Below are 24185 nucleotides of genomic sequence, written 5' to 3' on the forward strand. Positions count from 1 at the left end.
TCCTCTCCCAGATTAGGGGCTTAGCTGATCGTCACCTCAACATAGTCGGCGATGGAATTTGCAACAAAGCAATAACGATGGGCGCGGTGCTGCATCTCGTCAAGCGTTTCCTGATCCACTGAAAAGCCCGTATCAAATGTCACTTTGGGGTGCAGATCAATACGGGTCACGGCCATGCGGCCTTTTGGGCTTTTGCCCAAATGGGCCACGGCATGGTCTCTATAGCTTGCCACAGGCCAACCTGCTTTCGCGGCAAGGGCCAGAAAGGTCATCATATGGCAACTCGACATCGCAGCGGCCAAGGCCTGTTCTGGATTGGTATAGGCGGGGTTCCCGCCCCAATCGGGCGCGGCATCCCCCATGACCTTAGTGTCATCAGTATAGGTGATCTGATGGGCGTTGCTGTATTTCTGCGGGGTCAGCGTGGCCTGTTGGCGCTGCCAGTTTAGGGTAATGGATAGGCTCATGACGCGGCAACCTTTCGTTCGTTACAATCAGATAAATTTGGTTTTGAAATCGGTGTCATACCCCTCAGGGGCGAGGGGTTGGCCTGTGGCCGCCAAAGCCCCCAGGCGACCGATTTCATCACAGCTTTTCGCGGCGGCCCCATTGCCCCCTGTCAGAATGGTCAGGTGATCATCAAGCCGCTCGATATAGGGGTATCCTGTGGTGGTGAAACTGATGACGCATGTATCGGTGTGATAGGATTGCACTGGCAGATCAGGTAAAATTGCCGTCAAATAGCCTTGCAAACGCGCGGCGGCCTCTGCGCTGCCCTGAGAGCGGAACCATGCGGTCATCTCAGCCTGAGTGGTCAGGCTTGGCGAGGCAGGTTCGCCCCCGATTTTCAGATAATATTTCCCATCGGGATATTGGATCGGGGGCAGCAGATACAGGTCTTCATCCATGCGCCCATCTTCGGGCATGGAAATCAGCGTGGGCATCTCGGCCAAGCGCGCCACATCATTGGGCGCGATTTCGGCCAAAAGCACGGTGCGTGCCATCACGCTCATATCGGGGCGGGCGGGTAAAAGCCTGTCGGTGCGCGCATAGCCCCCCGTGGCGATGACGACATGTCCCGCATCCACTGTTTCGCCCGTTGTAAAGGTGACTGTGCCCTGATCCTGCGCCACGGCGGCGGCGTCAATCACCATGCCCCCCGCCTGTTCCATCGCGCGTTCCTCTGCGGCGCGTAAACGGCGGGGGTTGATCCAACCGCCTGCGGCCTCCCATGCGGCGGCTGTTCCTACGGGAAACCGCATAAAGCGAAAGCGCGCGGCAAGCCCTGCATCATCAAGCCGCTCATGGGGAATGGCCAAGGCCTCAGCAGCCTGCAGAAAGGCGCGCGTAAAATCCGCAGCGGGCCCTGCGATTGGCCCTGCCATCATCACCCCGCATGGGGTGTAGAACCTTTGTCCTAATACCGCCTCAAGTTCACGGTATCGCGCCATTGAACGCAAGGCGAGGCGGGACCAATCCGCCTTTTCAGCAAGGCCGCGCGTGATCCTGCCTGCGTCATGGTGGCTGCCAAAGGGGCCATCATGGGTTGCACGGTTTTGCGGCTCGGAGGGGCCGATTAGGGCCACGCGATGACCCATTTGCGCCAGATACCGCGCGGCGGCTGTGCCCATCAGGCCACGACCAACCACCGCGACATCAAAGCGCCCCGTCACAGCGACAATCCTGTTGTCTTGGTCAGTTCGGCAAAGCTTGCTTGGGTAACAGGGTCAAGGGGGATGCCCTTTTGAGCGCGTAAGGCTGCCACATCCCATTCGCGATCCCCAGGCGCCATGACGCGCGCGCTTGTGCGTGGCGTGCTGGTGCGCAGCTTGGTCAGGTAATGCTCCATGCCCGCAATGAACATAGGGCCTGTCAAAAAGGCCTCAGGGTCAATCGCAATCACAAATCCCCCCACGCCCCGCGGACGGGTCATGTCACCGCCCACCATCGCATCGAGATCGGGCGAGATTTTCATGCCCGTGAAAACCGCCGAAAAGATTTCTGCAACGCCCCCCAATGCGGCCCCCTTAAACCCGAATTCGCCCCCGAGCGGGGCCAACATTTCAGCTTTATTAGGGTCGGTTGTGTTCACACCTGCGGCGTCAGATGCGACATCTTCGGGCAAGGTCACGCCAAGGGAAGCATAAAGTTGCACGCGGTTATAGGGCACGGAACTGGTCGCCATATCCATAAGCCAAGGGTTGCCTGCGGTGGGAAAGGCGATGGAGATCGGATTGGTGCCGTGAAACCGTTCGGCCCCGTCATGCAGGCGCACAAGGCTGTCTGAATTGCCAAAGACCATCCCACCCATCCCGCGCTTGGCCAAGGCCATGCTATAGGCCCCCGCAGCGCCGTAATGCGAGCTGTTCATCACCCCAACTGCACCAATGCCCGCCTCACGGGCCAAATCGGCGGCATGATCCGCTGCAGCATAAAGTGCGCGCGCACCATGCGCATCATCCGCGTCCAACATGCCCGTGCCTGCACGGGTTTTGGTGAATTTGAGATTGGGGCGTGGGTTGACACGCCCGCCGCGCATCGCCGCCTGATAATGCGGCAAAAGGCGGAAGCCGTGGCTGTCTACGCCATGCAGGCTGGCATGCATCATGGCATCTGTAGTGGTTGTGGCCGTGGCCTCATCTGCGCCCGCAGCGCGCAATATGGCGTGGCTGAAATTTGTTATTGCCTCGGCACTGACCCAAATTTGATTATCATCCTGCCTTTGCGCTGTCATTTTACCCTCTCGCCAGCTTACAATTTCGCGCATGTTGCCTCAGCGCCACGGGCGATGCCAGTTAAGAATTTATCTCTCAATCCAATGCGGCAATCAGCTGAGGGATTTTCTGTTTTACCTTGAAGAAACCCGCCGTGGCATGGGGCCATATCCTTTGATCCCAGGGGTCGCTCCATTCGGCGAAGGCGATATTTGCGGCCTCAAGGGGCCTGCGCGCCTCGGTCATCCAATCGAATAACGGCCCTTGCGGGATATAGGGGGTGGCGATTTGCACGGCCCCAAGCCGGCTGGCGATTTGCGCCAAGAGTTTTGGATCGCGCGCCTCGACCATTTCAGCGGTCAGGCCAAGCCGATTTGCACAATCGCGAATGGCCTCGGCCTCGAAGGCGGCGACATCTGGGCTTGCATGGCGCAAATGCGATTGGGTCAACCCCACCACGGCAACAACATCAAAGCCCGCAATATCGGCGCCTGTGATCCCGCAATCCTCATCAGTGATCAGCAAAAGGGTTTTCGCCCCCGCCTGTGGCGCAACGGGGCGGCGCAGCGGTAGGGTTGGGGGCAGACCATCAGGTTCGGTCGCTTCAAGCCCTTCTGTCACCGCGGCCAAATCTACATCGCGCGGGGTAAATCGGTTTTGCGTGAATTTTGCGATATTCGACGCCTCGGCCGCATAGAATTTGCCCCGCGTATGTAGGCCCGCGACCCATCGCCAGCACAAGGTATTAGACGCTGCATCCCCATCCAAGAGATGACGATAAAAGAAATCCGCGCCAAGCCGCCATGGCAATCGCAGCGTGAATATCCATATCGAGGCAAACCACATCCGCGCGTGATTGTGCAGATAGCCTGTTTCAACCAATTCGCGCGCCCAATGGTCAAAGCAGTCTATCCCCGTGCGCCCTTCGATGGCGCGGGTATAGGCGCGGGACAAAGGGCGATCTTGGTCGAGCGCGCCCATATCGGCCTCAAGACCTGATACGTAACTGCGCCATATGGCGGGGCGTATCTCAAGCCAGCCCTTGAAATAGCTGCGCCAAATCACCTCTTGAATGAATTTTTCAGCGGAAACCGCGCCATGTGTGCCAAGCGCGGTTTTGACAACCTCTGCTTCGCGGATCAGGCGGCGGCGGATATAAGCCGACAGGCGCGACACAGATTTATGTGCGCCATGTCCCAGATCGTAATTGCGGCCATTGGCATAGGCCTTGCCCATTTTGGGAGTAAATTCTACTAGACGTGCCTCTGCCTCTGCCCGTGTGGCCTGCATGTTTTTGCCTCGCTAGGATGTGCCTTGCGCCTCTAGCTAAGGCAGCAGGGGGCAAGGTCAACTGCGCCTAAGCGCCCTCAAACGGGGTTTGGCGCAGCTCGCGCGCGACCGCCTCATCCAGCGGTGGGGGGAAGGAGTTAAGGATAAAACCAAGCGTGCTGTAAAAGCCTACTGTGGCAATCAAATCAAAAATGCCCTCTTTGCCAATTTCCGCCTCAAGCGGCCCCTGCATCTGGGGGGGGATCGCGCGCGCGCTCATCAGGGCATCGACTGCACGGGCGATGGTTTGATCCTTACCTGTGATCTCGTCAATTGGGCCTGCGAGACGCGCGATGCGGTGATCTTCAAACCCAAGGGCGCGCGCACGGCTGACATGATGCGCCCATTCATAATCCGAGCCCATCCAATGCGCGGCACGCAGGATCACCGCCTCGCTCAATTCGGGGCCAAGCGCGGTTTTGACCACCACATGATCCCGCAAATCCGCCCAAGCCCGTAGTAATGCAGGGTGATGTGCCATCACCCGATAGACATTCAGCCGCCCCGCAAACCCCGCTTGCATATCCGCGATTTCGGCGGGCCAATGGGTGTTGTCTAGGGGCGGGTAGTGGGTCATTTTGGGCTCTTTCCTTAGAGGCTGCGCGCAAGGCGCAACCCATCATAAATTGCGGCATGGGTGTTGCGCGGTGAGACTGCATCACCAATGCGGTAGAGGTCAAACTGCCCGTCTGGATTTTTGATAATCTGTTGGGACTGCCCCGCAAGAAAGGCATGGTAATCCATCTCGCCCAAATTGCGCGACTGTGGTTTGAGCGCAAAATAAAGATCATCAAGCGGCATTGTACCTTGATTGACCACGACCTGATCCACCTCGCGGGTTTCTATTTTGTCGCTATAGTCGCTGATTAAATGCGCGGTCAGGCGATTGCCTGTGCGCGTTACATGGCTGAGATACCATGTGATGGTCATCTGCGCGCCTGAGTGTTGAAGCGCACGAATATAGGGGGTGAGGTTCATGCCCATCACCTCGGGCGCGATGGCGCGGTCGCGGGTGATGATTTCAATGCTGCGGGCATGGGGGGCTGCAAATTCCGCGGCCTGCAACCCGGAGTGATCGCCTGCCTCATCAAAGATCAGGATATCGCCTTCGGGTTTGACATCGCCCGATAAAATATCCCATGCGCTGCAAATGAGGTCGCTGCCTGTCTCTAACCCCCCTTCGCGGGCCATGCCGCCTGTGGCCACAATCACCACATCGGGCGCAGTCGCCAAAACATCTTCGGGTTCGGCATAGGTGTTGTATTGCAGGCGCACGCCCAGCTTTTCGCATTGTGCAACCCGCCATTCGGTGATCGCCAACATCTCGCGGCGGCGGGGCGATTGCGCGGTGAGGCGAATTTGCCCGCCTGCCTGCGGGGCGGCCTCAAGGAGATGCACCTGATGCCCGCGCGTGGCCGCAACCCGCGCGGCCTCAAGGCCCGCAGGGCCCGCGCCGATAATCGTGATGCGGGTCGGGGTGTCTGTTGGGGCAATCTTATGCGGTTGGCTCAATTCCCGCCCCGTTGAGGGGTTATGCAAACACAGCGCTTTTTCGCCCTGATAAATGCGGTCGATACAGTAATTGGCACCAACGCAGGGGCGAATATCCTCCTCGCGCCCCTCGAGAAGTTTTGCCATGATATGCGGGTCGGCAATATGCGCCCGCGTCATTCCCACCATATCCAACTTGCCCGCGGCAATGGCGTGGCGCGCGGTCGATAAATCGGGAATGCGCGCGGCGTGAAAGATCGGGATCCCCGTTTGCGCGCGTAACTCGCCCGCAAAATCCAGATGCGGGGCAGAGGCCATGCCCTGCAACGGGATCACGCGGGTCAGGCTCGCATCGGTGTCGATATTGCCCCGAATGACGTTTAGGAAATCGACCATCCCGCTGTTGCGCAGGCGGCGGGCAATCTCTTGGCCATCGGTGGCCGAAATACCGCCCTTGATATCTTCATCGGCCACAAAACGGACGCCAACGATGAAATCATCCCCAACGCGGGCACGAATGGCGCGCAGGACATCCATCGAAAAAGCCATGCGCGTCTCAAGCGTTTCAGCCCCGTATCGCCCGTCTAGGTGATTGAGGCGGGGCGACCAAAACGCATCCATCAAATGGCCGTAGGATTCCAATTCGATCCCGTCTAGCCCTGCATCCTTCATCCGTTCAGCCGCATCGGCATAATCACTGATGATCCGCGCGATGTCCCAATCCTCAAGCATTTTGGGATAGGCGCGATGTGCAGGTTCGCGCAGCGCACTTGGCGAGAGGACAGGCAGCCAATCGCCTGTGTCCCACCGCGTGCGCCGCCCCAGATGGGTGAGTTGGATCATCACAGCCGCGCCCTCGTCATGCACCTCGCGGGCAAGACGGGCCATATGCGGGGTAATCTCGTCCCGATAGGCCAAGAGATTGCCAAAGGCGGGAGGGCTGTCGCGGCTGACCACGGCAGAGCCCGCCGTCATGGTCAGCGCAATGCCAGCACGGGCGCGTTCCACATGATAGGCGCGATAGGCATCGGTTGGTAGGCCATCTTCGCTATAGGCAGGCTCGTGGCTGGTGATCATGACCCGATTGCGCAAGGTCAGATGTTTCAGCTGAAACGGCTGCAAGATCGGGTCTGCCATAGGATGCCTCTTAACGGTTCGCGACTGTGTCAGCCTAGGCTGGCCGTGACGGGCTCTGCTTGTCAAGGAAGGGGCGCGTCACGACAAGGCGCGTTTGCGCCATTTGCGCCTAGGCGGCCTCTGCCATGACCCAATCTGCAGGCAGGGCATTAGCCAAGACCAATTCGGCATTTGGCACGCCATCTCAACGCTGAACTTATAAGAGCCGTTAATGAAGCAGCTTTCGCTCATTATGATCATCGCGGATTAAAAGGCACCACCATTGTTTCCGGTGAGATAGGTATTTCAGCCCGCGCGATCGGTTCTGGTATTGCACCGATCTTAGAAGAATATGCCTTAGATCAACTCTAACTATTTTAAGGCTCTTAGAAACCATGTTTTAACCTGAACAAAACACCTAAAACTGCCTAAAGCGGCCGATACAGGCTGTTTCGTTTAGGAATGTTTCTACGCTAGACACAAAATAAGAAAACAAAGTGCGCCAGATGTTTGGTCCATGTTCCAGTTTGTCGTGCGGCCCGTTAAGCGCGCTTTGGCAAGACCCAATCAGGGCGCGGGAAATGACAGGTATACCCATTGGGAAGGCGCTCAAGATAATCTTGATGCTCAGGTTCTGCCTCCCAAAACGGGCCCACAGGCGCCACCTCAGTCACAACCTTTCCAGGCCAAAGCCCCGATGCGTTTACATCTGCGATAACCTCTAACGCGGTTTCGCGTTGTGCTTCATCGACATAAAAAATCGCAGACCGATAGGACATCCCAATATCATTTCCCTGACGGTTCGATGTGGTGGGATCATGAATTTGAAAGAAAAACGCCAACAGATCGCGATAGGTTAGGCGCTCGGGATCAAAGAAAATTTCAATCGCCTCGGCATGGGTGCCATGGTTGCGATAGGTGGCATTTTGAACATCGCCCCCCGAATAGCCAACACGGGTTGCACACACCCCATCCATGCGGCGGATCAATTGTTGCATCCCCCAAAAGCATCCACCTGCTAAAACCGCCCGTTCTTGCGCCATTGTTTACGCCTCCAACATCATCAGATAATCGCCATACCCTTCGGCTTGCATATCTGCTTCGGGAATGAAACGTAAAGCGGCCGAATTTATACAATAACGCAAGCCCCCGCGATCCCGCGGCCCATCGGGAAAAACATGGCCCAAATGGCTGTCGCCATATTTCGAACGCACCTCAACGCGCACCATCCCATGACTGAGGTCGCGCTTTTCGACCACCATTTCATCGCTGACGGGCTTTGTGAATGAGGGCCAACCACAGCCAGAATGAAATTTGTCATTCGACAAAAACAGCGGCTCGCCAGATACGATATCCACATAAATCCCGCGCGCCTCTAAATCGGTATAGGCCCCCGTAAAGGGGCGCTCGGTGCCATTTTCTTGGGTAATGTGGTATTGCTCGGGCGTCAGTGCCGCGATGGCCTGCGGCGTCTTTTGATAATTTGTCATGAGGAACGGCTCACTCCTTCTGGGGTTCGAGCCATAATGTGGGGGCGCCGCGCAAATTATCCAGTGAGAATGGCAAGTCACACACGGACGTTACGCCAAAATAAGCGCACTTTATGCCGAATTGAGGCGGATATTGGCTGACTTACCCGCCCCAATGGCGGACATCGCCACAATCCATATGCACAAAGTTCGAGCGCGAATACCGTCCAACCCCACCCGCAGCGCAGCTTTCGGCCGCGCGCGCAATTTGACTGACGCTGCGGGAGGTGAGGCGCAAATCAGCCGCCTCGCCAACCATATGGAGTGAGTTCCGCGCAACACCTGACGAGCGTTGACGCAGCATCGCGTTGGTTGCAGGCGAGCGATAGCCAGACAACAACAGATACGGTTCGTTCGTATCCAAAAGGTTATGAGAGGCCGCCATGATGTCGAGGGTGCGCGGGTCAATCGCATGCACCTCATTTTGGCGCCAATCGCGCATGAAGTAGCTGATTTCTTCGATTGCGGGGCGAATATAGTCGCCATCAATCCAGTAAATCATATCCAGCGTTTCGCCCGTGCGGCCATTGTGCATGCGCAATTTGCGTAAATCGCCTGCGCCGCGCAAAATCCCAAAGGCATTGGCCGATACAGGTGCCGCCGCGATCGTTGTCGCAGCAAATGCCCGCAATAAGCCCCGACGGCTAATCAATTTCATTCCAGTCCCCATGCTTCTGCCCTGATTACCACTACACTTAATACGGGTGCCTCTGTCCCTGAGCTGGACGGATCCAGCGTGAATGGCAGCGGGCGGTTTTTTATTCGCACGTTACGTCACGAAATATGACACAGGTGAAATGATTGTGAAAGCATTGATTAACCTTTTGGCGGGCAGGGTCTTTCGATTCGGCGGAAATTTGCCAATCGGTGTAATGCTCTGTTTTTAAGTAAAAATTCGCCTGTCTCTGCACAGGTCTGGCCTCGTGGTGCCCATCAGATTCTCGTTAAGGTTAAAAAACATCTGTTGCAATGCTGCATAGGCGTGACGCCTGAGCGATCGCACGCCCGCGATTGGACATGGACGGCGCGGGCCTTCTTCCCCATATTTGGCAGAGGAGTTCGTTTGAAAATAGGTATTATCGTGAGTGTTGAAAAAACTGGTTTTTGGGTTGAGTTGGTGGCTGGGGCGGGCTTAGGCCTGATCATCGCGGGCGCTGCTGTGGCGCAAAGCCTGCCCGCCACGGTGGTCACCTCACCGCCATCATCGGCGCAGTTCTGGCAAGATGTCGCCGCGCGCGAAGAAATGGCGGCCCGCTTTGCCAATAATCCTGAGGTATTCGCCTTTTATGCCGCACGCGATTTTGCACCAATTTGGACCGGCGAGGGGCCTGAATTTGAGCTGCGCCGTGCTGCGCTGCTTGCGGCCCTTGAGGCATCTGGCGATCACGGCCTGCCGCGCGCGACTTATGACATCGCAGGTTTACGCGCGGGCTTTGCAACTGGGGCAGATATTGCATCCGAGTTGCGCGCGGCTTTGACCTATCTGGACTATGCGCAAGATATCAGCGCAGGCGTGTTAGAGCCTGCAACCTTGGCCGAAGACATTCATAAAACCACCCCACGCCAAAGCAGTGAGGCATTACTTTCGGGCTTCGCTTCGGCTGATAATCCAATGATATATCTGTCAAATTTGACGCCGCAGCACCCACAATATGCTCGCCTTCAGCGCGCAATGTTTGATTTGGCGCGCGTGGTTGAGGTGGGCGGATGGGGGGCGCCTGTGGTGGCCGAAAGACTGGAATTGGGCGACCAAGGGCCCGCTGTCGCGGCCCTAATTGCGCGGCTGCAAGCGATGGGATATCTCGCCGAAGAGCCCAGTTCTGCATCCGTAACCCTATCAACCGCGAATGATGCGCAAACGGCGACCGAAGCGCCCGTGCCACCCCTGTTCGATGACAGGCTGGTCGGGGCGGTGATGCGCTTTCAAGCGGATAACGGGTTAACCCAAGATGGAATTGTTGGCGCCAATACATTGGCCGCGATCAATGTGGATGCCGAAACGCGCCTTAAAGATGTGATCTTAGCCATGGAGCGGCAACGTTGGATGAATTTTGACCGCGGTGAGCGCCATGTCTTGGTCAATATCCCTGACTTCCATGCGACTGTGGTGGATCAAGATGTCGTGACCTTCTCAACCCGTTCGGTTGTTGGGCACCCCGATCCACGCCGTCACACGCCCGAATTCTCAGACGTTATGGAATATATGGTCATTAACCCCAGTTGGACGGTGCCCCGTTCAATCACCACACGCGAATATCTGCCGCAATTGCAAGAAGACCCCACCGCGCAAGGTCAGTTGGAATTGTGGAGCGGGGGACAAGTTGTTGATCGCGCGCAGGTGGATTTCACCCAATACACAGCAAGCACCTTCCCGTATACGTTGCGCCAAGCCCCCTCAACCAGCAATGCCCTGGGGTTGGTGAAATTCATGTTCCCCAATCCGTGGAACATTTACCTGCATGACACACCTGCAAAAAACCTTTTCGCGCGCGAAACGCGGGCCTATAGCCATGGCTGCGTGCGGCTGCAGGATCCGTTTGATTTCGCCTATCATCTTTTGGCCCCTCAAGTGGACGATCCCGAAGCCTATTTCGCGCGTATCCTTGCAACGGGTCGCGAAACAACGGTGCGGCTTGAAACACCGATCCCCGTGCATTTGGTCTATTGGACATCCTTTGTGGACCCCGATGGGCGACTGAAGCACCGCGCCGATATTTATGGGCGCAATGCCGATTTGTGGCAGGCCCTTGAGGCGGCGGGGGTTTCCGTTGCGGCAATCTCAAGTTAAAGGCAAAGGGTGGCCCCGTGGTTGGGCCATAGCAAGAATAAGGCGCATCCCACATGGCTGGCAGCAGCATTGAGCATATCGCCAAGGAATTGGGCGCAAAAGCCGAAGGCGCGGTTGGATTGGTCGTCTCGCGCCTGTCCGAGCCCGCCACGGCGGCCGCTGATCATCTGGCGTTGGCGATGTCAGAAAAATATCTGCCCGATTTGGCCAAAGGACAGGCCAAGGCTGCGATTTTGGCTGAAGGCACGGATTGGAAGGCCCTTGGATTAGAGGCTGCGATTTTAATCGCCCGTCCGCGCTATGCGATGGCGGGTGTTACGGCCCTCATGGATCAAGGGCCGCATATTGTGGCAGGAATTCACCCCAGCGCGGTGGTTGACCCAAACGCCCAAATTGGCGCGGATGCTGCCATCGGGCCTTTTGTGGTCATCGGGGCGGGCGCCATCATCGGGCCACGCGCCCGTATCGCCCCGCATGTCAGCATTGCCGAAGGCGCGGAAATTGGTGCTGATGCGTTGATCCATGCGGGTGTGCGCATCGCGCATCATGTGCAAATTGGGGATCGTGTGATCATTCAACCCAATGCGGTGATTGGGGGGGATGGGTTCTCTTTCGTCACCCCAGAAAAATCCCAAGTCGAAATTGCCCGCCAATCTTTAGGGAAATCAGACGCGGCGCAGACCCCGCAATCTTGGGCGCGCATTCATTCTTTGGGTCGTGTCGTCATCGGGGATGATGTCGAAATTGGCGCAGGCGCTGCGATTGACCGTGGCACTGTAGCGAATACGGAAATCGGATCAGGCACAAAGATCGATAATTTGGTTCATATCGGCCACAATTGCCGCATTGGTCGCGATTGCCTGCTCTGCGGGCAGGTCGGGTTTGCGGGATCTTGTAGCGTGGGCGATCGCGTGGTTTTGGGCGGGCAGTGCGGTGTCTCCGATAATATCGAGATCGGCTCTGATGTGGTCGCCGCAGGGGCCACCAAGATTTATTCTAGCCTTCCATCGGGCAGAATGGTGATGGGCAGCCCGGCTGTCAAAATGGAGACACATATCGAGATGTATAAGGCGCTAAGGCGATTGCCGCGTCTTGCAAAAACTGTGGCGGCGCTTGAGAAGAAATTGACCAATCCGTAAGGCTAGGCCTTTGGATATGCTGATGGAGGCAAGGTTTTATGTCTGGAGATATTTCTGAGCGGATCATCAAGATCATTGCAGAACAAGCGGTGCTTGAGGCAAGCGATGTCTCGCCTGAAAAAACACTCGAAGATTTGGGGGTCGACTCGTTAGGGTTGGTCGAAGCCATCTTTGCCATCGAAGAAGAATTCGACATTCAGGTGCCGTTCAACGCCAATGAGCCTGACAAAGGCGATTTTGATATCTCATCGGTTGCGGCCATTGTGGCGGCGGTCGAAAAACTCGTGGCCGAGCAGCACGCATGAGGCGCGTTGTTATCACGGGGCAGGGCACAATCAATGCATTAGGGCATGATGTGCCGACCACCTTGGCCGCGATGCGCGAAGGAAAATGCGGGATTGGCCCCCTTGATTTGCGCGATGTGGACCGGCTGTCCGTCAAAATTGGGGCGCAGGTGAGGGGCTATGATCCTGAGGCGCTGTTCAACCGCCAGCAAATAGCGCTCTATGACCGCTTTACGCAATTCACCTTAATCGCTGCGCATCAAGCCTTAGATCATTCTGGCCTTGTCTTTGGGGGCGAGGCGGCCACGCGGGCGGGCGTGGTTCTGGGCACGGCAGGGGGCGGTGTTAATACATGGGATGAGAATTACCGCACTGTCTATGAAGAGGGGAAAAATCGCGTTCACCCCTTTGTTGTTCCCAAGCTGATGAACAATGCCGCAGCCAGCCACGTGTCGATGGAATGGAACCTTAAGGGGCCATCCTTTTCGGTCGCCACCGCCTGCGCCTCGTCAAACCATGCGATGGGTTTGGCTTTCCAATTGATCCGCGGCGGGGCCTGTGACGTTATGGTTACAGGCGGGTCTGAGGCGATGCTCTCCTTTGGCGGGGTGAAAGCTTGGGAAGGGTTGCGGGTCATGTCCAAAGATGCCTGTCGCCCGTTTTCGGCCAACCGCAATGGGATGGTGCAGGGCGAAGGGGCCGCGGTGTTTGTGTTCGAAGACTATGATCACGCCAAACGGCGTGGTGCCGAGATTTTGGCCGAAGTGGTGGGGTTTGCCATGACATCGGACGCGGCGGATATCGTCATGCCGTCCAAGCAAGGGGCAGGTCGTGCGATTTCAGGCGCGCTCAAGGATGCGCGGCTGAACCCTGAGGATATTTGCTATATCAATGCGCATGGCACGGGCACGGCGGCCAATGACAAGGTGGAATGCGCGGCTGTCGCCGATGTATTTAGCCATCACGCCGATGATTTGATGATATCCTCCACCAAATCGATGCACGGGCATTTGATCGGCGCCACGGGCGCGGTCGAGCTGTTGGCCTGTATCATGGCGCTGCGCGATGGGGTGATTGCACCCACCATCGGCTATGATGAGCCCGACCCTGAATGTGCCCTTGATGTTGTCCCCAATGAGGCACGAGAGGCCAAGGTTGATGCAGTTCTCTCCAACGCCTTTGCCTTTGGCGGGTTGAACGCGGTTTTGGCATTAAAAGCAGCGCCCTAAGCGGGGCGCTGCTCATGATGGTTTATTCAGGTTGAAGGCTAGCAAAGGCTGCGGTGAACCCGTCAAAAGACAGGGTTAGGGCAACCTCTGCATCGGGCGCAGCAATCGGCACGATGGTGACAGCCGCCGCCGTGGCCCCTTCGAAGGCGTCAATATTGTTTTGGGTCAGACCGATTTGCACCACGCATCCACCGGGTTGGCAGAAATTGAACGGTAGGCGGTTTTCATCGAATTCATCGACCTTGAACCGAACACCTGGCAAAAGCAGCGTATCAATCGGGGTTGCGATGCTGATCGCGCCCACCGTATCGCCGCCGTCAATGACATCGGCAATACTGACCTCGGCCACGTTATTGCCATCCGTATCTTGCAGCACCTGCGAAATCAGACAGGCTTGCGCCTCGCCTTCGCCGCTGCAAATTTTTGTCCATGCGCCAAAGGTCTCGGTGTCTTGCGCAAAGGCCTGTGGGGCCATGCCCCCGCAAAGCGCCAGAGTGAGAACCGTATGCGAAAGGTGACGTGAAAATCGGGTCATAATATCCTCATATGTCATATGACCTCTGCGCTAGCATAGCATGGCACCATTGTCAGCGGGTGCAGCGCGATATGATTTAAATTCTTGGCCGGCGGGGCAGAATTGCCATGATTTACATGTGGCGCGTTCCCAACAAAAAAGAGCCTCAAAACGAGGCCCTTTTTTGATCAGTCTTTGCGACTGAATTATCGCTCCCTGTCGGACTGGCCGACTTATTGTCACGAACGCTATGTCAGGATTTTCATTCCGTCAACAGGGGTTTTTTATGAAACTGCGATTTTTTGCTGCGGGCCCTTGGGGCACAAAAAAGCCGCGCGCGAGTTTTCAGCAGCGCGCCGTTATACTGCGGGGGACAGCCCCAAGCGAAAAGCACCCTTGCGTGGCGATAGTGTTGGCACAGCCTTTGCCGAAGTTTCGCCCGTCAAATGGGCACAAGGGCAGGGCGCGCGGTGATGCGCGGCGTCTTGGGGGCGCTCACGGGGCGTTGAGATGTCCCCTGGTAGATCACGGCTCTGTGATCAGGGGTGCGGCTCTTTCGCGCTAACCCCTTGGATGCGGGCGGCTTTGTCGTTACTCTTTGCCGCGAAGGGACGGCAAAATCTGGATCATGCGGGCCGCGCTGTGATGAAGGAGGGCAGAGATGATCGTTGAAATTGGCCATTTTGCTTTGGTTTTGGCCTTTGCCGTGGCTGTGTTTCAAATGATTGTGCCGATGATTGGCGCACATAAAAATTGGAGCGCATGGATGGCGGTTGCCAGCCCGGCGGCCAGCTTGCAATTCGCGCTTGTGGCAATTTCCTTTGCCGCGCTGACCTATGCCTTTGTGACCTCTGATTTCTCGCTGAATTTGGTTGTTGCCAATTCCCATACCGACAAGCCGCTGCTGTATAAAATCAGCGGTGTCTGGGGCAACCACGAAGGCTCGCTTCTTCTATGGGTTTTGATTTTGGCACTATTTGGGGCCTCAGCCGCGTGGTTTGGTGCAAACCTGCCACCGCGCCTGCGCGCGCGCGTATTGGCCGTGCAATCTTCGGTGGGGGTTGCGTTTTACGCCTTTATTTTGTTCACATCGAACCCGTTTTTGCGGCTCGAATTGCCGCCCTTCAATGGCCAAGATTTGAACCCGCTTCTGCAAGATCCTGGTCTCGCCTTCCACCCGCCGTTTTTATACTTGGGGTATGTTGGCCTTAGCATGGCGTTTTCTTTTGCTGTGGCGGCCTTGATCGAAGGGCGCGTTGATGCGGCATGGGCCAGATGGGTGCGCCCTTGGACATTGGCGGCATGGGTGTTTCTGACCATCGGGATCGGCCTTGGGTCTTGGTGGGCCTATTACGAGCTTGGATGGGGCGGGTTCTGGTTCTGGGATCCAGTTGAAAACGCCTCTTTCATGCCTTGGTTGATTGCGGCGGCCCTGTTGCATTCGGCAATTGTGGTCGAAAAACGCGAGGCGCTGAAAAGCTGGACAATTCTCTTGGCGATTTTGGCCTTTGGTTTCTCGCTCATCGGCACATTTATCGTGCGGTCGGGCATCATCACTTCGGTTCACGCCTTTGCCAATGATCCAGAGCGCGGGATGTTTATTCTTATGATCTTGGCCGTTTTCATGGGCGGGGCCTTTACGCTCTATGCTTTCCGCGCAAGCGCGATGGAGGCTAAGGGCGTGTTCTCAACTGTGAGCCGCGAAAGCGGTTTGGTCTTGAATAACCTTCTTTTGGCGGTGTCATCCTTTGTCGTGTTCATCGGCACAATCTGGCCTTTGGTGGCAGAGATGTTCTGGGGCCGCACCGTTTCGGTAGGGCCACCTTTCTTTAATGCGGCCTTTACGCCCTTCGCCTTTGCCATTGCGGTGGCCTTGCCCATTGGGGCGGTCTTGCCGTGGAAACGCGCGCAACTTGGCCGCGCCATGCGCCTGATGAGCGGCGTGGCCCTTTTGACCATCGCGTTTTTGGGTTTGTTTTATGCGCTTGGAACGGGGCGCTCGTTGGCGGGCTTGATCACCCTCGCGCTTGGGGTTTGGCTGGTTGCAGGGGCAGCGGTTGATCTGTGGCAGCGCACAGGGCAGGGGCGTGCGATTGCCGCGAAATTTAGCCGCCTGACCCGCCTGCCGCGCGCCGATTGGGGCAAGGCCTTGGCCCATGCGGGGCTTGGCATCACCTTTATTGGTGTGGGGGCCTTGGTGACCTACCAAATCGAAGATATCCGCGTGGCGCAAATTGGCGAAGAATTCGATGTGGGCGCCTATCATTTGACAGTGCGCGATGTGCGCGAGGTCCAGGGGCCAAATTACATCTCAACCATGGCCTTTGTCGAAGTCGCTAAAGCCGGGCGTATCGTGGATCTTTTGACCCCTGAAAAGCGGATATATCCCGTGGCGGGTATGCCCACCACAGAGGCCGGGATCGACAGTGGATTTACCCGTGATGTTTATGTGGCGCTTGGCGATCCCCAGTTGGATGGGGGGTGGGCCGTGCGCACATGGATCAAACCCTTTGCAAATTGGATTTGGGGCGGTGCAATTATCATGGCCCTTGGCGGGGCGCTTAGCCTGACCGATCGCCGCTATCGTGTCGCGGCGGGGGCCGCGCGGGATCAGGCCGCTATTGGGGTGCCTGCCGAATGACGCGGGCCTTCGCAAAAGCCGCGCTTGCCGCAATATGGTTGATTCCAACCCCCGCGCTTGCGGTGCAGCCTGATGAGGTTTTGCCTGATCCTGCCCTCGAGGCGCGGGCGCGTGAGATTTCAGCTGATTTGCGCTGCGTGGTGTGTCGCAATGAATCGATTGACGAAAGCAACGCCACAGTCGCCCGCGATCTGCGCATTTTCGTGCGCGAGCGGATCATGATGGGCGATAGCAACGAGCAGGTCATCGCAGAGGTGGTGGATCGATATGGTGAATATGTGCTGATGCGCCCGCCGATGTCGGGCAGCAATCTGGCGCTTTGGCTCGCGGGGCCTGCCTTGCTTTTGTTGGGCTTTGGTGTGGCCTTTGCCTTTATCCGCACGCGAGCGCGCAGCACGAACCCCACCGAAGCAGAACTCACCCCGGATGAGCAGGCCGCGCTTGCGCGTATTCTTGGCGACGAGCAAAGTTGAGCCCTCCAAACCCAGATTGAGGCGATCATGAAGTACGAGCGGATTCTCTATGAATTGGATGATGGCATTGCGGTGATTACGCTCAATCGACCCGATGTCTTAAATGCGCTCGACACGCAGATGCGGGCCGAATTGACTTATGCGATAGGGCAGGCGGGGGCCTTTGCGCGGGTTTTGGTGATCACAGGCGCAGGTCGCGCCTTTTGCGCGGGACAGGATCTGGGCGATGCGGGCCGTGTGGCTGATCTCAATCTTGAGCGGGTCTTGCGGGATGAATACATGCCGCTGATCTTGGAGATTGCCGATTGCCCGATCCCTGTGATTGCGGCGGTCAATGGCGTGGCGGCGGGGGCGGGTGCAAGCCTTGCCTTGATCTGTGATATTGTCATTGCAGCCGAAAATGCACGATTTATCCAAGCTTTTGCACAAATCGGCCTCATGCCTGATGCGGGGGCAACTTGGGTTTTGCCCCGCCTCGTGGGGCAGGCCCGTGCCATGGGGGCAGCACTTTTTGGCGAGCCTGTCACCGCGCGGGAGGCCGAAGCAATGGGGATGATTTGGCAGACCACAAGTGAGGCCGAATTTGACGCCACATGGCGCGCCCGCGCCGCGCATTTGGCCAGTGGCCCCACACAGGCCTATAGCAAGATAAAATCTGCACTGCGCGCATCTGCGCAACAGGGGCTTGAGGCGCAAATGTTGCAAGAAGCCGCGCATCAAGGCGCGCTCAGCCACACGCGCGATTTCAAGGAAGGTGTTTTGGCCTTTAACGATAAGCGCAAACCCACATTTGAAGGGCGCTAAGGCCGCTTGCGCAGGCTTGCCCCAAGGGGCGCCAAAGTGCTAGGGATGCAAGGCCGCGGGGGGATGTGATCGTCCTACCCACGCAAGGCGGAATTTGATAAAGGAAGACCAAAATGACGGGCGAGACGCCGAAAGAGGCAGATATTCATCTGATCCAGCGGATTATTCCGCATCGCTATCCGTTTTTGTTGATTGACCGCGTGCGCGATATTGAAGGGTATCATTTGGCCACGGGCATCAAGAATGTCACCTTTAATGAGCCTCATTTTCAGGGTCACTTCCCATCCGCTCCCATTATGCCCGGCGTCACCATCATCGAGGCGATGGCGCAAACCGCCGCCGTGATGGTTGGGGTGGCTATGGATATGGCTGATCGCAATTTGCTTGTGTATTTCATGGGCATTGATGGTTGCAAATTCCGCCGCAAGGTTGTGCCGGGCGATGTGCTCGAGCTGAAAATCGAAACCACGCGCGGCAAACCCGGTGGTAAGGTCTGGCGCTTTAAGGGGCAGGCCACTGTCGAGGGGGAAATGGCAGCTGAGGCTGAATTTACCGCGATGATGGATCTTGAGGGTGCCACGGGTGGGGCGGCGTAATGGCGATTGATCCTTCGGCCTCGATCCATCCATCGGCTGTCGTTGAAAACGGGGCAAAGGTCGCTGCAGGCTGCCAGATTGGCCCGTTTTGCCATGTTGGCCCTGAGGTGACCTTGCATGAGGGGGTGGTGCTTAAATCCCACGCCGTGGTCACAGGATTGACCGAAATTGGCGCTGAAACCGTGATTTTCCCCTTCGCGAATATCGGCGATATTCCGCAAGATTTGAAATATGCGGGTGAAAAGACGCAGCTGATTGTGGGCAAACGCAACCGCATCCGCGAAGGTGTGACCATGAATACGGGCACAGATGGCGGGGGCGGAATCACCCGTGTTGGTGATGACAACCTCTTTATGACAGGCGCGCATGTTGGCCATGATGCAATCGTGGGCAACCATGTTGTGGTGGCCAACCAATCCGCCATTGCAGGCCATTGCATCATTGAGGATGGCGTGATCATCGGCGGGCTTTCGGGCATCCACCAATTTGTGCGCATCGGGCGTGGGGCCATCATTGGCGCGGTCACGATGGTGACCAATGATGTCATTCCCTATGGCCTTGTCCAAGGCCCGCGCGGGGCCTTGGATGGACTGAATTTGGTGGGCTTAAAACGCCGTGGCGTGGCCAAGGAAGATATCACCGCATTGCGCGCCGCCTATCAGGCCTTGGCGCAAGGCGAAGGTGCATTTCAGGAACGCGCGCGCCGTCTATCAGAGGAGGCACCAAATTCCCAATATGTGCGGGATGTGGTGGATTTTGTGCTCAAAGGCTCGGATCGGTCATTCTTAACACCGGGTTGAACGGGGGGATCATGCCAAAACGCGCAATCTTGGCGGGTGGGGGTGCCCTTCCGCAATCGCTGCTTCAGGCGGGGGACGCGATATTGGTCACCTTCCACGGCACGCCCGTGGATGCTCGCGCATCGCAGCAGATTGAGGCGCGGTTTGAGCAATTGGCCTCCCTGTTTGCGCGTCTGAAATCCGAAGGCGTGACGGAGCTGTGCCTTGCAGGTGCAATGCGCCGCCCCGTGTTTGACCCCACCGCGCTTGATGCGGGCACAGCTGCGCTGATGCCACGCCTTATGGCGGCCTTGCAGCAGGGGGATGACGGGCTGTTGCGCGCCGTGATCGCGCTGTTAGAGGAACAGGGGTTCACCATTTGCGCCCCGCATGACATCCGCCCCGATCTCTTGGCGTCCGAGGGCGTGATGGTGGGCGAGGTCAGCGCGGCCTTGCACGCCGATGCACATCGCGCTGCTGCCGTTTTGGCGGCCCTTGCGCCCCAAGATGTCGGCCAAGGTGCCGTGGTGGCCAAGGGCCAAGTTCTTGCGATTGAAACCCTACCCGGCACAGATGCAATGCTGGAATTCGTGGCGCAGACCTGCCCCAATTCGGGGGGTGTTCTGATGAAGCGCCCTAAGGCAGGGCAAGATTTGCGCGTTGATATGCCCGGAATTGGCCCGCAGACGATTTCGATGATGCAAAAGGCGGGGCTGTCTGGCTTGGTGGTGCAGGCAGGTGGCGCGCTGATCCTTGAGCGGGCCGAGGTTCTCGCCCGCGCGGCATCGGCGGGCATCACCCTATGGGCCGCGCCGTGAAACTGTTTCTCATTGCGGGCGAACCTTCGGGCGATGCGCTTGGGGCCAGCCTGATGGCGGGGTTGAAGGCCGCGCGTTCTGACATTGAATTCTCAGGCATTGGTGGCCCGTTGATGCAGGCCGAAGGGCTAAGCAGCCTCTTTCCCATGTCTGATCTGTCCGTCATGGGGCTGGCTGAGGTGCTGCCGCGCCTTCGGCATTTGTTCAAGCGCCGCGATCAGGCGGCCAATGCGGTGATTGAGGGGCAGATTGATGCGCTCATCACCATTGATAGCCCTGATTTTTGCTTGCGCGTGGCAAAGCAGGTGAAGAAACGCGCAGCAAAGCTTCCTGTGATCCATTATGTCGCCCCAACTGTCTGGGCATGGCGGGCGGGGCGTGCGCGTAAAATGGCACGCTTTGTTGACCATGTGCTGGCGCTGTTTCCGTTTGAGCCGCCATTGATGCAGGCTGTGGGGATGGGCTGTGATTTTGTGGGGCATCCAGTCGCGCAGATGCCGCAAGCCGTGCCCGAGGACTGCAGCGCCTATCGCGCGGGCCTTGGTGTTGGGGGAGGGGATCCCTTGCTCTTGCTGCTGCCTGGTTCGCGGCGGGGCGAAATTGTGCGGCTTGGCCCCCGATTTGGGCAGGTTGCGCGCGGGTTCCTGCAGGCGCATCCACGCGCCCATCTCGTTTTGCCTGCGGCGCCCGCCATTGCCGATGATGTCGCTCAGATGGTGGCCACTTGGGATCTTGGGCCAAGGGCGCACCTGCTCGACCCGCGTGCCGCGGGCGCGGACTATCCACATCAAAAATCCTGCGCTTTTGGGGCGGCGGATCTGGCGCTTACGGCTTCGGGAACCGTGTCCTTGGAATTGGCTGCAGCAAAAACCCCGATGGTGATTGCTTATGATATGGCGCCGCTGTCACGGGTTTTGATGCGGTGGATGTTGAAAATTGACACGGTCACTTTGGTCAATTTGATCAGCGAAACCCGGCATATCCCCGAATTTTTGGGGAAAGCATTTGAACCTGCGCCTGTTTTGGCGGCGCTTGAGCGGTTGCTGAGCGATCAGACCGCGCGCAACGATCAAATCCAAGCTGCCGAAATGAGCATGGTGCGGCTTGGGGCAGGGGATCGCGACCCAAAGGCCCGCGCGGCAGAGGCAGTTTTGCGGGTTTTGGGGAAGAAAGTTATGGGGTAAAATATAACCCCATATCCAAGTGACTGATTTTTATTAATTAATCATAATTTAGGCGTGCTAAAAAGGCTTGACCTTACCCTGTCTCTGCCGCATAAGCCTGCCATCTTTAACGGGGGTCGCACAGGCGGCCTCTTTTTTCGGTCAAAATCTAAGACCAAGGAACGTATACATGAAAACCTTTACCGCAACTCCTGCGGATATCGACAAGTCATGGATCGTGATTGACGCTGAGGGCGTTGTTCTCGGTCGTCTTGCCTCGATCATCGCCATGCGGCTGCGCGGCAAGCACAAGCCGTCCTTCACGCCCCATATGGATATGGGCGACAATGTCATCGTCATCAACGCTGAAAAAGTGCAGGTGACGGGCAACAAGCGCAACAAGCCAAACTATTGGCACACAGGCTATCCCGGCGGGATCAAGAGCCGCACCACAGGCCAGATCCTCGAAGGTGCGCATCCTGAGCGCGTTGTGATGCAGGCGGTCAAGCGCATGCTTCCCGGTGGCCCGCTGTCGCGCCGCCAGATGACTAATCTGCGTGTCTATGCAGGTGCAGCACACCCGCATGAGGCACAAAACCCCACAATTCTGGATGTAAAATCCATGAACAAAAAGAACACGCGGAGCTAAACCATGGCCGAGACACTCTCTTCGCTCGATGAGCTGAAAGGCGCCGTGGCTGAGGGCTCTGCCCCCGCCGCAGGTGCGACATCCATTTCCATGGATGCCTCCCCCCGCGAGCCTGTGCGCGATGCGCTTGGCCGCTCTTATGCAACGGGTAAGCGGAAAGATGCGGTTGCCCGCGTCTGGATCAAGCCAGGCTCTGGCAAGGTCACCGTGAACGGAAAAGAGATCAAAACCTACTTTGCCCGCCCTGTGTTGCAGATGATCCTGCGTCAGCCTTTCTCTGTGGCTGGTGTGGAAGATCAGTTTGATGTGATGGCAACCGTCAAAGGCGGTGGCTTGTCAGGTCAGGCAGGCGCTGTAAAGCACGGCATCTCTAAGGCGCTGCAGCTTTATGATCCCTCCTTGCGCGGCGCGCTGAAGGCGGCAGGCTTCCTGACCCGTGACAGCCGCGTTGTAGAACGTAAGAAGTTCGGTAAGCGCAAAGCGCGCCGCAGCTTCCAGTTCTCAAAGCGTTAATCTGGATCAACGCCTTTCAAGATCACAAAAAAAGGCCACCCGTTTGGGTGGCCTTTTTCTTTGTCCCTTTGACGCATCCCCATTCTGTGCGGTCAATTTATATGGCGCGCGCATAGTCCTGTGGTTTTGTCATCGGCCCGGTCTGTGCTGGATAGGCGCGATCATAGCCCTGTGTCGTCTCCCCAAGCTTGAAGAACTGCAATTCCCCCGTCAGGCCCGTTGCGGCCTTCGTCATCTTGCCGCTGTCCTTGACCAATTCCTCGGCCATCGTGGCGTTTTCTTGGGTCGCGCGTTCCATATTGAAAATGGCGCTATTAATATCGGCAAGGGCGATGCTTTGTTCGCTGACACCCGTCACGATGCCATCGACCTCATGGGCGACTTGGCCAATATCTTCGAAAATGCGGCGCAGTTCGCTGCCTGTTTTATCGACCAAATCAACCCCGCCTGTGACATGGCGTCGGCTTTCTTCGATCAGCGTGCTGATTTCGCGCGCGCTGTCGGCGCTGCGTTGTGCCAATTGCCGCACCTCCGAGGCCACGACCGAGAACCCGCGCCCTGCTGCGCCCGCGCGTGCGGCCTCAATCGCGGCGTTCAGCGATAGCAGGTTGGTCTGCGCCGCGATCCTGTCAATCACGGAAATGATTTGCGCAATACGATCTGAGCTTTCCTTGATTTTATGCATGGCGGCAACGGCATTAGCCACCACTGCCTGGCTCTCGCGGGTGCGGTCACGGGTGGAATTGGCCCCTGATAAAACCCGCCGCGCGGTGTCGGCATTGGCCTTTGTCGAGGTGGTGAGTTCCTCAACCGCAGAAGCCGTTTGTTCGATCTGCGCAGCCTGTTCGGTGGCGCGATTTGCCAAGGCATCTGCGGCGCTGTTGATGGCTTGCCCAACCTCCTTCACCTCGCGGCTGACATCGGTTGCATTGCGCATCAGATTACCCAATCGCGTTGCGGCCTCATTATAGGCCACAGCCACCTTTGCCAGATCAGGCAGTTGGCTGAGGGCGACCCGCGCGGTTAAATCGCCCTCGTGCAAGGCAAATAGCGCCTCTGCGATTTCCTCGATTGCTGTGACGCGTTCGGTGATATCGGTTGCGACTTTGACAACACGGGTCAGATTGCCGTTCTCATCCTTCACGGGCGCATAGGTGGCTTGGATCCAGACGGTTTGACCTGTCTTGGTGCGGCGTGGAAATTGATCCGTGAATATTTTGCCGCTCTTCAGATCATCCCAAAATTTCGCATAGGCCGCGCTGCGGGCATAGTCAGGATCCGCAAAAAGGGCGTGATGTTTCCCCACCACCTCATCTAATCGATAGCCGAGTGTGGAAAGGAAGTTGTGATTAGCCGTAATGATGGTGCCGTCAATTTTGAAATGAATGACCGCTTGGGTGTCATTCACCATGGACAGGAGAGCCTGATCTGCGATGGCAGAAAGGCGGGCCTCTTCGCCATCAATATCATGCTGATGTGGTGTGGCGCGCTGTAGGGTCATGAAGGAATCCGTCATCTATATTCAGTTACAGATGATAACGAACAGCTTAAGGTTGAGTTTAGCCTCTCGCGCAAAAAATATTTGATGCAAAGATTTTGAATCAAAGCTTCGATTT

The 24185-nt window shown here is 57.2% G+C and carries 26 protein-coding genes; 15 read left to right on the top strand and 11 right to left on the bottom strand.

Annotated features, from left to right (window positions below):
• Positions 1-20 precede the first annotated feature (20 nt).
• From AAC637_RS01315 to AAC637_RS01340, 6 genes are all read right to left on the bottom strand, one after another.
• Positions 21-467 (bottom strand): OsmC family protein, encoded by a 447-nt coding sequence (locus AAC637_RS01315; protein WP_340301976.1) that lies wholly within the window; start codon positions 465-467, stop codon positions 21-23.
• 27 nt (positions 468-494) lie between these two features.
• On the bottom strand, positions 495-1673 hold the full coding sequence (locus AAC637_RS01320; RefSeq protein ID WP_340301977.1) for an NAD(P)/FAD-dependent oxidoreductase: 1179 nt from the start codon (positions 1671-1673) through the stop codon (positions 495-497).
• Complete coding sequence (locus tag AAC637_RS01325; RefSeq protein WP_340301978.1) at positions 1670-2734, bottom strand: Ldh family oxidoreductase; 1065 nt, start codon at positions 2732-2734, stop codon at positions 1670-1672. The genes AAC637_RS01320 and AAC637_RS01325 overlap by 4 nt, the downstream gene beginning before the upstream one ends.
• 76 nt (positions 2735-2810) lie before the next feature.
• On the bottom strand, positions 2811-4004 hold the full coding sequence (locus AAC637_RS01330) for an FAD-binding domain-containing protein (protein ID WP_340301979.1): 1194 nt from the start codon (positions 4002-4004) through the stop codon (positions 2811-2813).
• Between the two features lie 67 nt (positions 4005-4071).
• Positions 4072-4620, bottom strand: a complete 549-nt coding sequence (locus AAC637_RS01335) for a carboxymuconolactone decarboxylase family protein (protein ID WP_340301980.1) — start codon at positions 4618-4620, stop codon at positions 4072-4074.
• Positions 4621-4634: 14 nt separating this feature from the next.
• A complete protein-coding gene (locus AAC637_RS01340; protein WP_340301981.1) occupies positions 4635-6671 on the bottom strand; it encodes an NADH:flavin oxidoreductase in 2037 nt (678 codons plus the stop codon).
• Between the two features lie 171 nt (positions 6672-6842).
• On the opposite strand from AAC637_RS01340, the gene AAC637_RS01345 reads away from it, so the two are divergent.
• The gene (locus AAC637_RS01345) at positions 6843-7022 is read left to right on the top strand and encodes a hypothetical protein (RefSeq protein WP_340301982.1); all 180 of its coding nucleotides are present in this window, start codon (positions 6843-6845) and stop codon (positions 7020-7022) included.
• A 170-nt stretch (positions 7023-7192) separates the two neighbouring features.
• On the opposite strand, the gene msrA is transcribed toward AAC637_RS01345, so the two are convergent.
• From msrA to AAC637_RS01360, 3 genes are all read right to left on the bottom strand, one after another.
• Entirely contained in the window at positions 7193-7693 is a 501-nt protein-coding gene (gene msrA / locus AAC637_RS01350; RefSeq protein WP_340301983.1) for a peptide-methionine (S)-S-oxide reductase MsrA, read from the bottom strand.
• A 3-nt stretch (positions 7694-7696) separates the two neighbouring features.
• Positions 7697-8140 (bottom strand): peptide-methionine (R)-S-oxide reductase MsrB, encoded by a 444-nt coding sequence (gene msrB, locus AAC637_RS01355; RefSeq protein WP_340301984.1) that lies wholly within the window; start codon positions 8138-8140, stop codon positions 7697-7699.
• Positions 8141-8282: 142 nt separating this feature from the next.
• Positions 8283-8837: a YcbK family protein gene (locus tag AAC637_RS01360; RefSeq protein WP_340301985.1), complete on the bottom strand. Its 555-nt coding sequence runs from the start codon at positions 8835-8837 to the stop codon at positions 8283-8285.
• A 423-nt stretch (positions 8838-9260) separates the two neighbouring features.
• Here AAC637_RS01360 and AAC637_RS01365 point away from each other — a divergent pair, with 423 nt between their 5' ends.
• Genes AAC637_RS01365 through AAC637_RS01380 form a run of 4 tightly spaced genes read left to right on the top strand, consistent with a single transcriptional unit; the run spans position 9261 to position 13619 of the window.
• Positions 9261-10967 carry a L,D-transpeptidase family protein gene (locus AAC637_RS01365; protein WP_340301986.1) on the top strand — a complete coding sequence of 569 codons (1707 nt, stop codon included), beginning with the start codon at positions 9261-9263 and terminating at the stop codon, positions 10965-10967.
• A 53-nt stretch (positions 10968-11020) separates the two neighbouring features.
• Positions 11021-12106: a UDP-3-O-(3-hydroxymyristoyl)glucosamine N-acyltransferase gene (locus tag AAC637_RS01370; RefSeq protein ID WP_340301987.1), complete on the top strand. Its 1086-nt coding sequence runs from the start codon at positions 11021-11023 to the stop codon at positions 12104-12106.
• Positions 12107-12144: 38 nt separating this feature from the next.
• Complete coding sequence (locus tag AAC637_RS01375) at positions 12145-12411, top strand: acyl carrier protein (RefSeq protein WP_340301988.1); 267 nt, start codon at positions 12145-12147, stop codon at positions 12409-12411.
• Entirely contained in the window at positions 12408-13619 is a 1212-nt protein-coding gene (locus tag AAC637_RS01380) for a beta-ketoacyl-[acyl-carrier-protein] synthase family protein (RefSeq protein ID WP_340301989.1), read from the top strand. The genes AAC637_RS01375 and AAC637_RS01380 overlap by 4 nt, the downstream gene beginning before the upstream one ends.
• A gap of 22 nt (positions 13620-13641) precedes the next feature.
• Here AAC637_RS01380 and AAC637_RS01385 read toward each other — a convergent pair whose 3' ends face one another.
• Complete coding sequence (locus tag AAC637_RS01385; protein WP_340301990.1) at positions 13642-14154, bottom strand: invasion associated locus B family protein; 513 nt, start codon at positions 14152-14154, stop codon at positions 13642-13644.
• 294 nt (positions 14155-14448) lie between these two features.
• Here AAC637_RS01385 and AAC637_RS01390 point away from each other — a divergent pair, with 294 nt between their 5' ends.
• The 10 genes from AAC637_RS01390 (at position 14449) to rpsI (ending at position 22569) form a co-directional block, all read left to right on the top strand.
• The gene (locus AAC637_RS01390) at positions 14449-14607 is read left to right on the top strand and encodes a hypothetical protein (protein ID WP_340301991.1); all 159 of its coding nucleotides are present in this window, start codon (positions 14449-14451) and stop codon (positions 14605-14607) included.
• Positions 14608-14794: 187 nt separating this feature from the next.
• Positions 14795-16774, top strand: a complete 1980-nt coding sequence (locus tag AAC637_RS01395; protein ID WP_340301992.1) for a heme lyase CcmF/NrfE family subunit — start codon at positions 14795-14797, stop codon at positions 16772-16774.
• Positions 16771-17247 (top strand): cytochrome c-type biogenesis protein, encoded by a 477-nt coding sequence (locus tag AAC637_RS01400; RefSeq protein ID WP_340301993.1) that lies wholly within the window; start codon positions 16771-16773, stop codon positions 17245-17247. The genes AAC637_RS01395 and AAC637_RS01400 overlap by 4 nt, the downstream gene beginning before the upstream one ends.
• A gap of 27 nt (positions 17248-17274) precedes the next feature.
• On the top strand, positions 17275-18051 hold the full coding sequence (locus tag AAC637_RS01405; RefSeq protein WP_340301994.1) for an enoyl-CoA hydratase-related protein: 777 nt from the start codon (positions 17275-17277) through the stop codon (positions 18049-18051).
• 113 nt (positions 18052-18164) lie between these two features.
• Positions 18165-18647 carry a 3-hydroxyacyl-ACP dehydratase FabZ gene (fabZ, locus tag AAC637_RS01410; protein ID WP_340301995.1) on the top strand — a complete coding sequence of 161 codons (483 nt, stop codon included), beginning with the start codon at positions 18165-18167 and terminating at the stop codon, positions 18645-18647.
• Positions 18647-19447: an acyl-ACP--UDP-N-acetylglucosamine O-acyltransferase gene (lpxA, locus tag AAC637_RS01415; protein ID WP_340301996.1), complete on the top strand. Its 801-nt coding sequence runs from the start codon at positions 18647-18649 to the stop codon at positions 19445-19447. The genes fabZ and lpxA overlap by 1 nt, the downstream gene beginning before the upstream one ends.
• An 11-nt stretch (positions 19448-19458) precedes the next feature.
• Complete coding sequence (locus tag AAC637_RS01420) at positions 19459-20244, top strand: LpxI family protein (RefSeq protein ID WP_340301997.1); 786 nt, start codon at positions 19459-19461, stop codon at positions 20242-20244.
• The gene (gene lpxB / locus AAC637_RS01425; protein ID WP_340301998.1) at positions 20241-21428 is read left to right on the top strand and encodes a lipid-A-disaccharide synthase; all 1188 of its coding nucleotides are present in this window, start codon (positions 20241-20243) and stop codon (positions 21426-21428) included. The genes AAC637_RS01420 and lpxB overlap by 4 nt, the downstream gene beginning before the upstream one ends.
• A gap of 169 nt (positions 21429-21597) precedes the next feature.
• Complete coding sequence (gene rplM, locus AAC637_RS01430; protein ID WP_340301999.1) at positions 21598-22056, top strand: 50S ribosomal protein L13; 459 nt, start codon at positions 21598-21600, stop codon at positions 22054-22056.
• Positions 22057-22059: 3 nt separating this feature from the next.
• On the top strand, positions 22060-22569 hold the full coding sequence (rpsI, locus tag AAC637_RS01435; protein ID WP_340302000.1) for a 30S ribosomal protein S9: 510 nt from the start codon (positions 22060-22062) through the stop codon (positions 22567-22569).
• Positions 22570-22666: 97 nt separating this feature from the next.
• On the opposite strand, the gene AAC637_RS01440 is transcribed toward rpsI, so the two are convergent.
• Positions 22667-24085, bottom strand: a complete 1419-nt coding sequence (locus AAC637_RS01440; RefSeq protein ID WP_340302001.1) for a methyl-accepting chemotaxis protein — start codon at positions 24083-24085, stop codon at positions 22667-22669.
• Positions 24086-24185 lie beyond the last annotated feature (100 nt).

Origin of the sequence: Roseobacter sp. HKCCD7870 (assembly GCF_037830315.1) — a bacterium.
Taxonomy (GTDB): domain Bacteria; phylum Pseudomonadota; class Alphaproteobacteria; order Rhodobacterales; family Rhodobacteraceae; genus M30B80.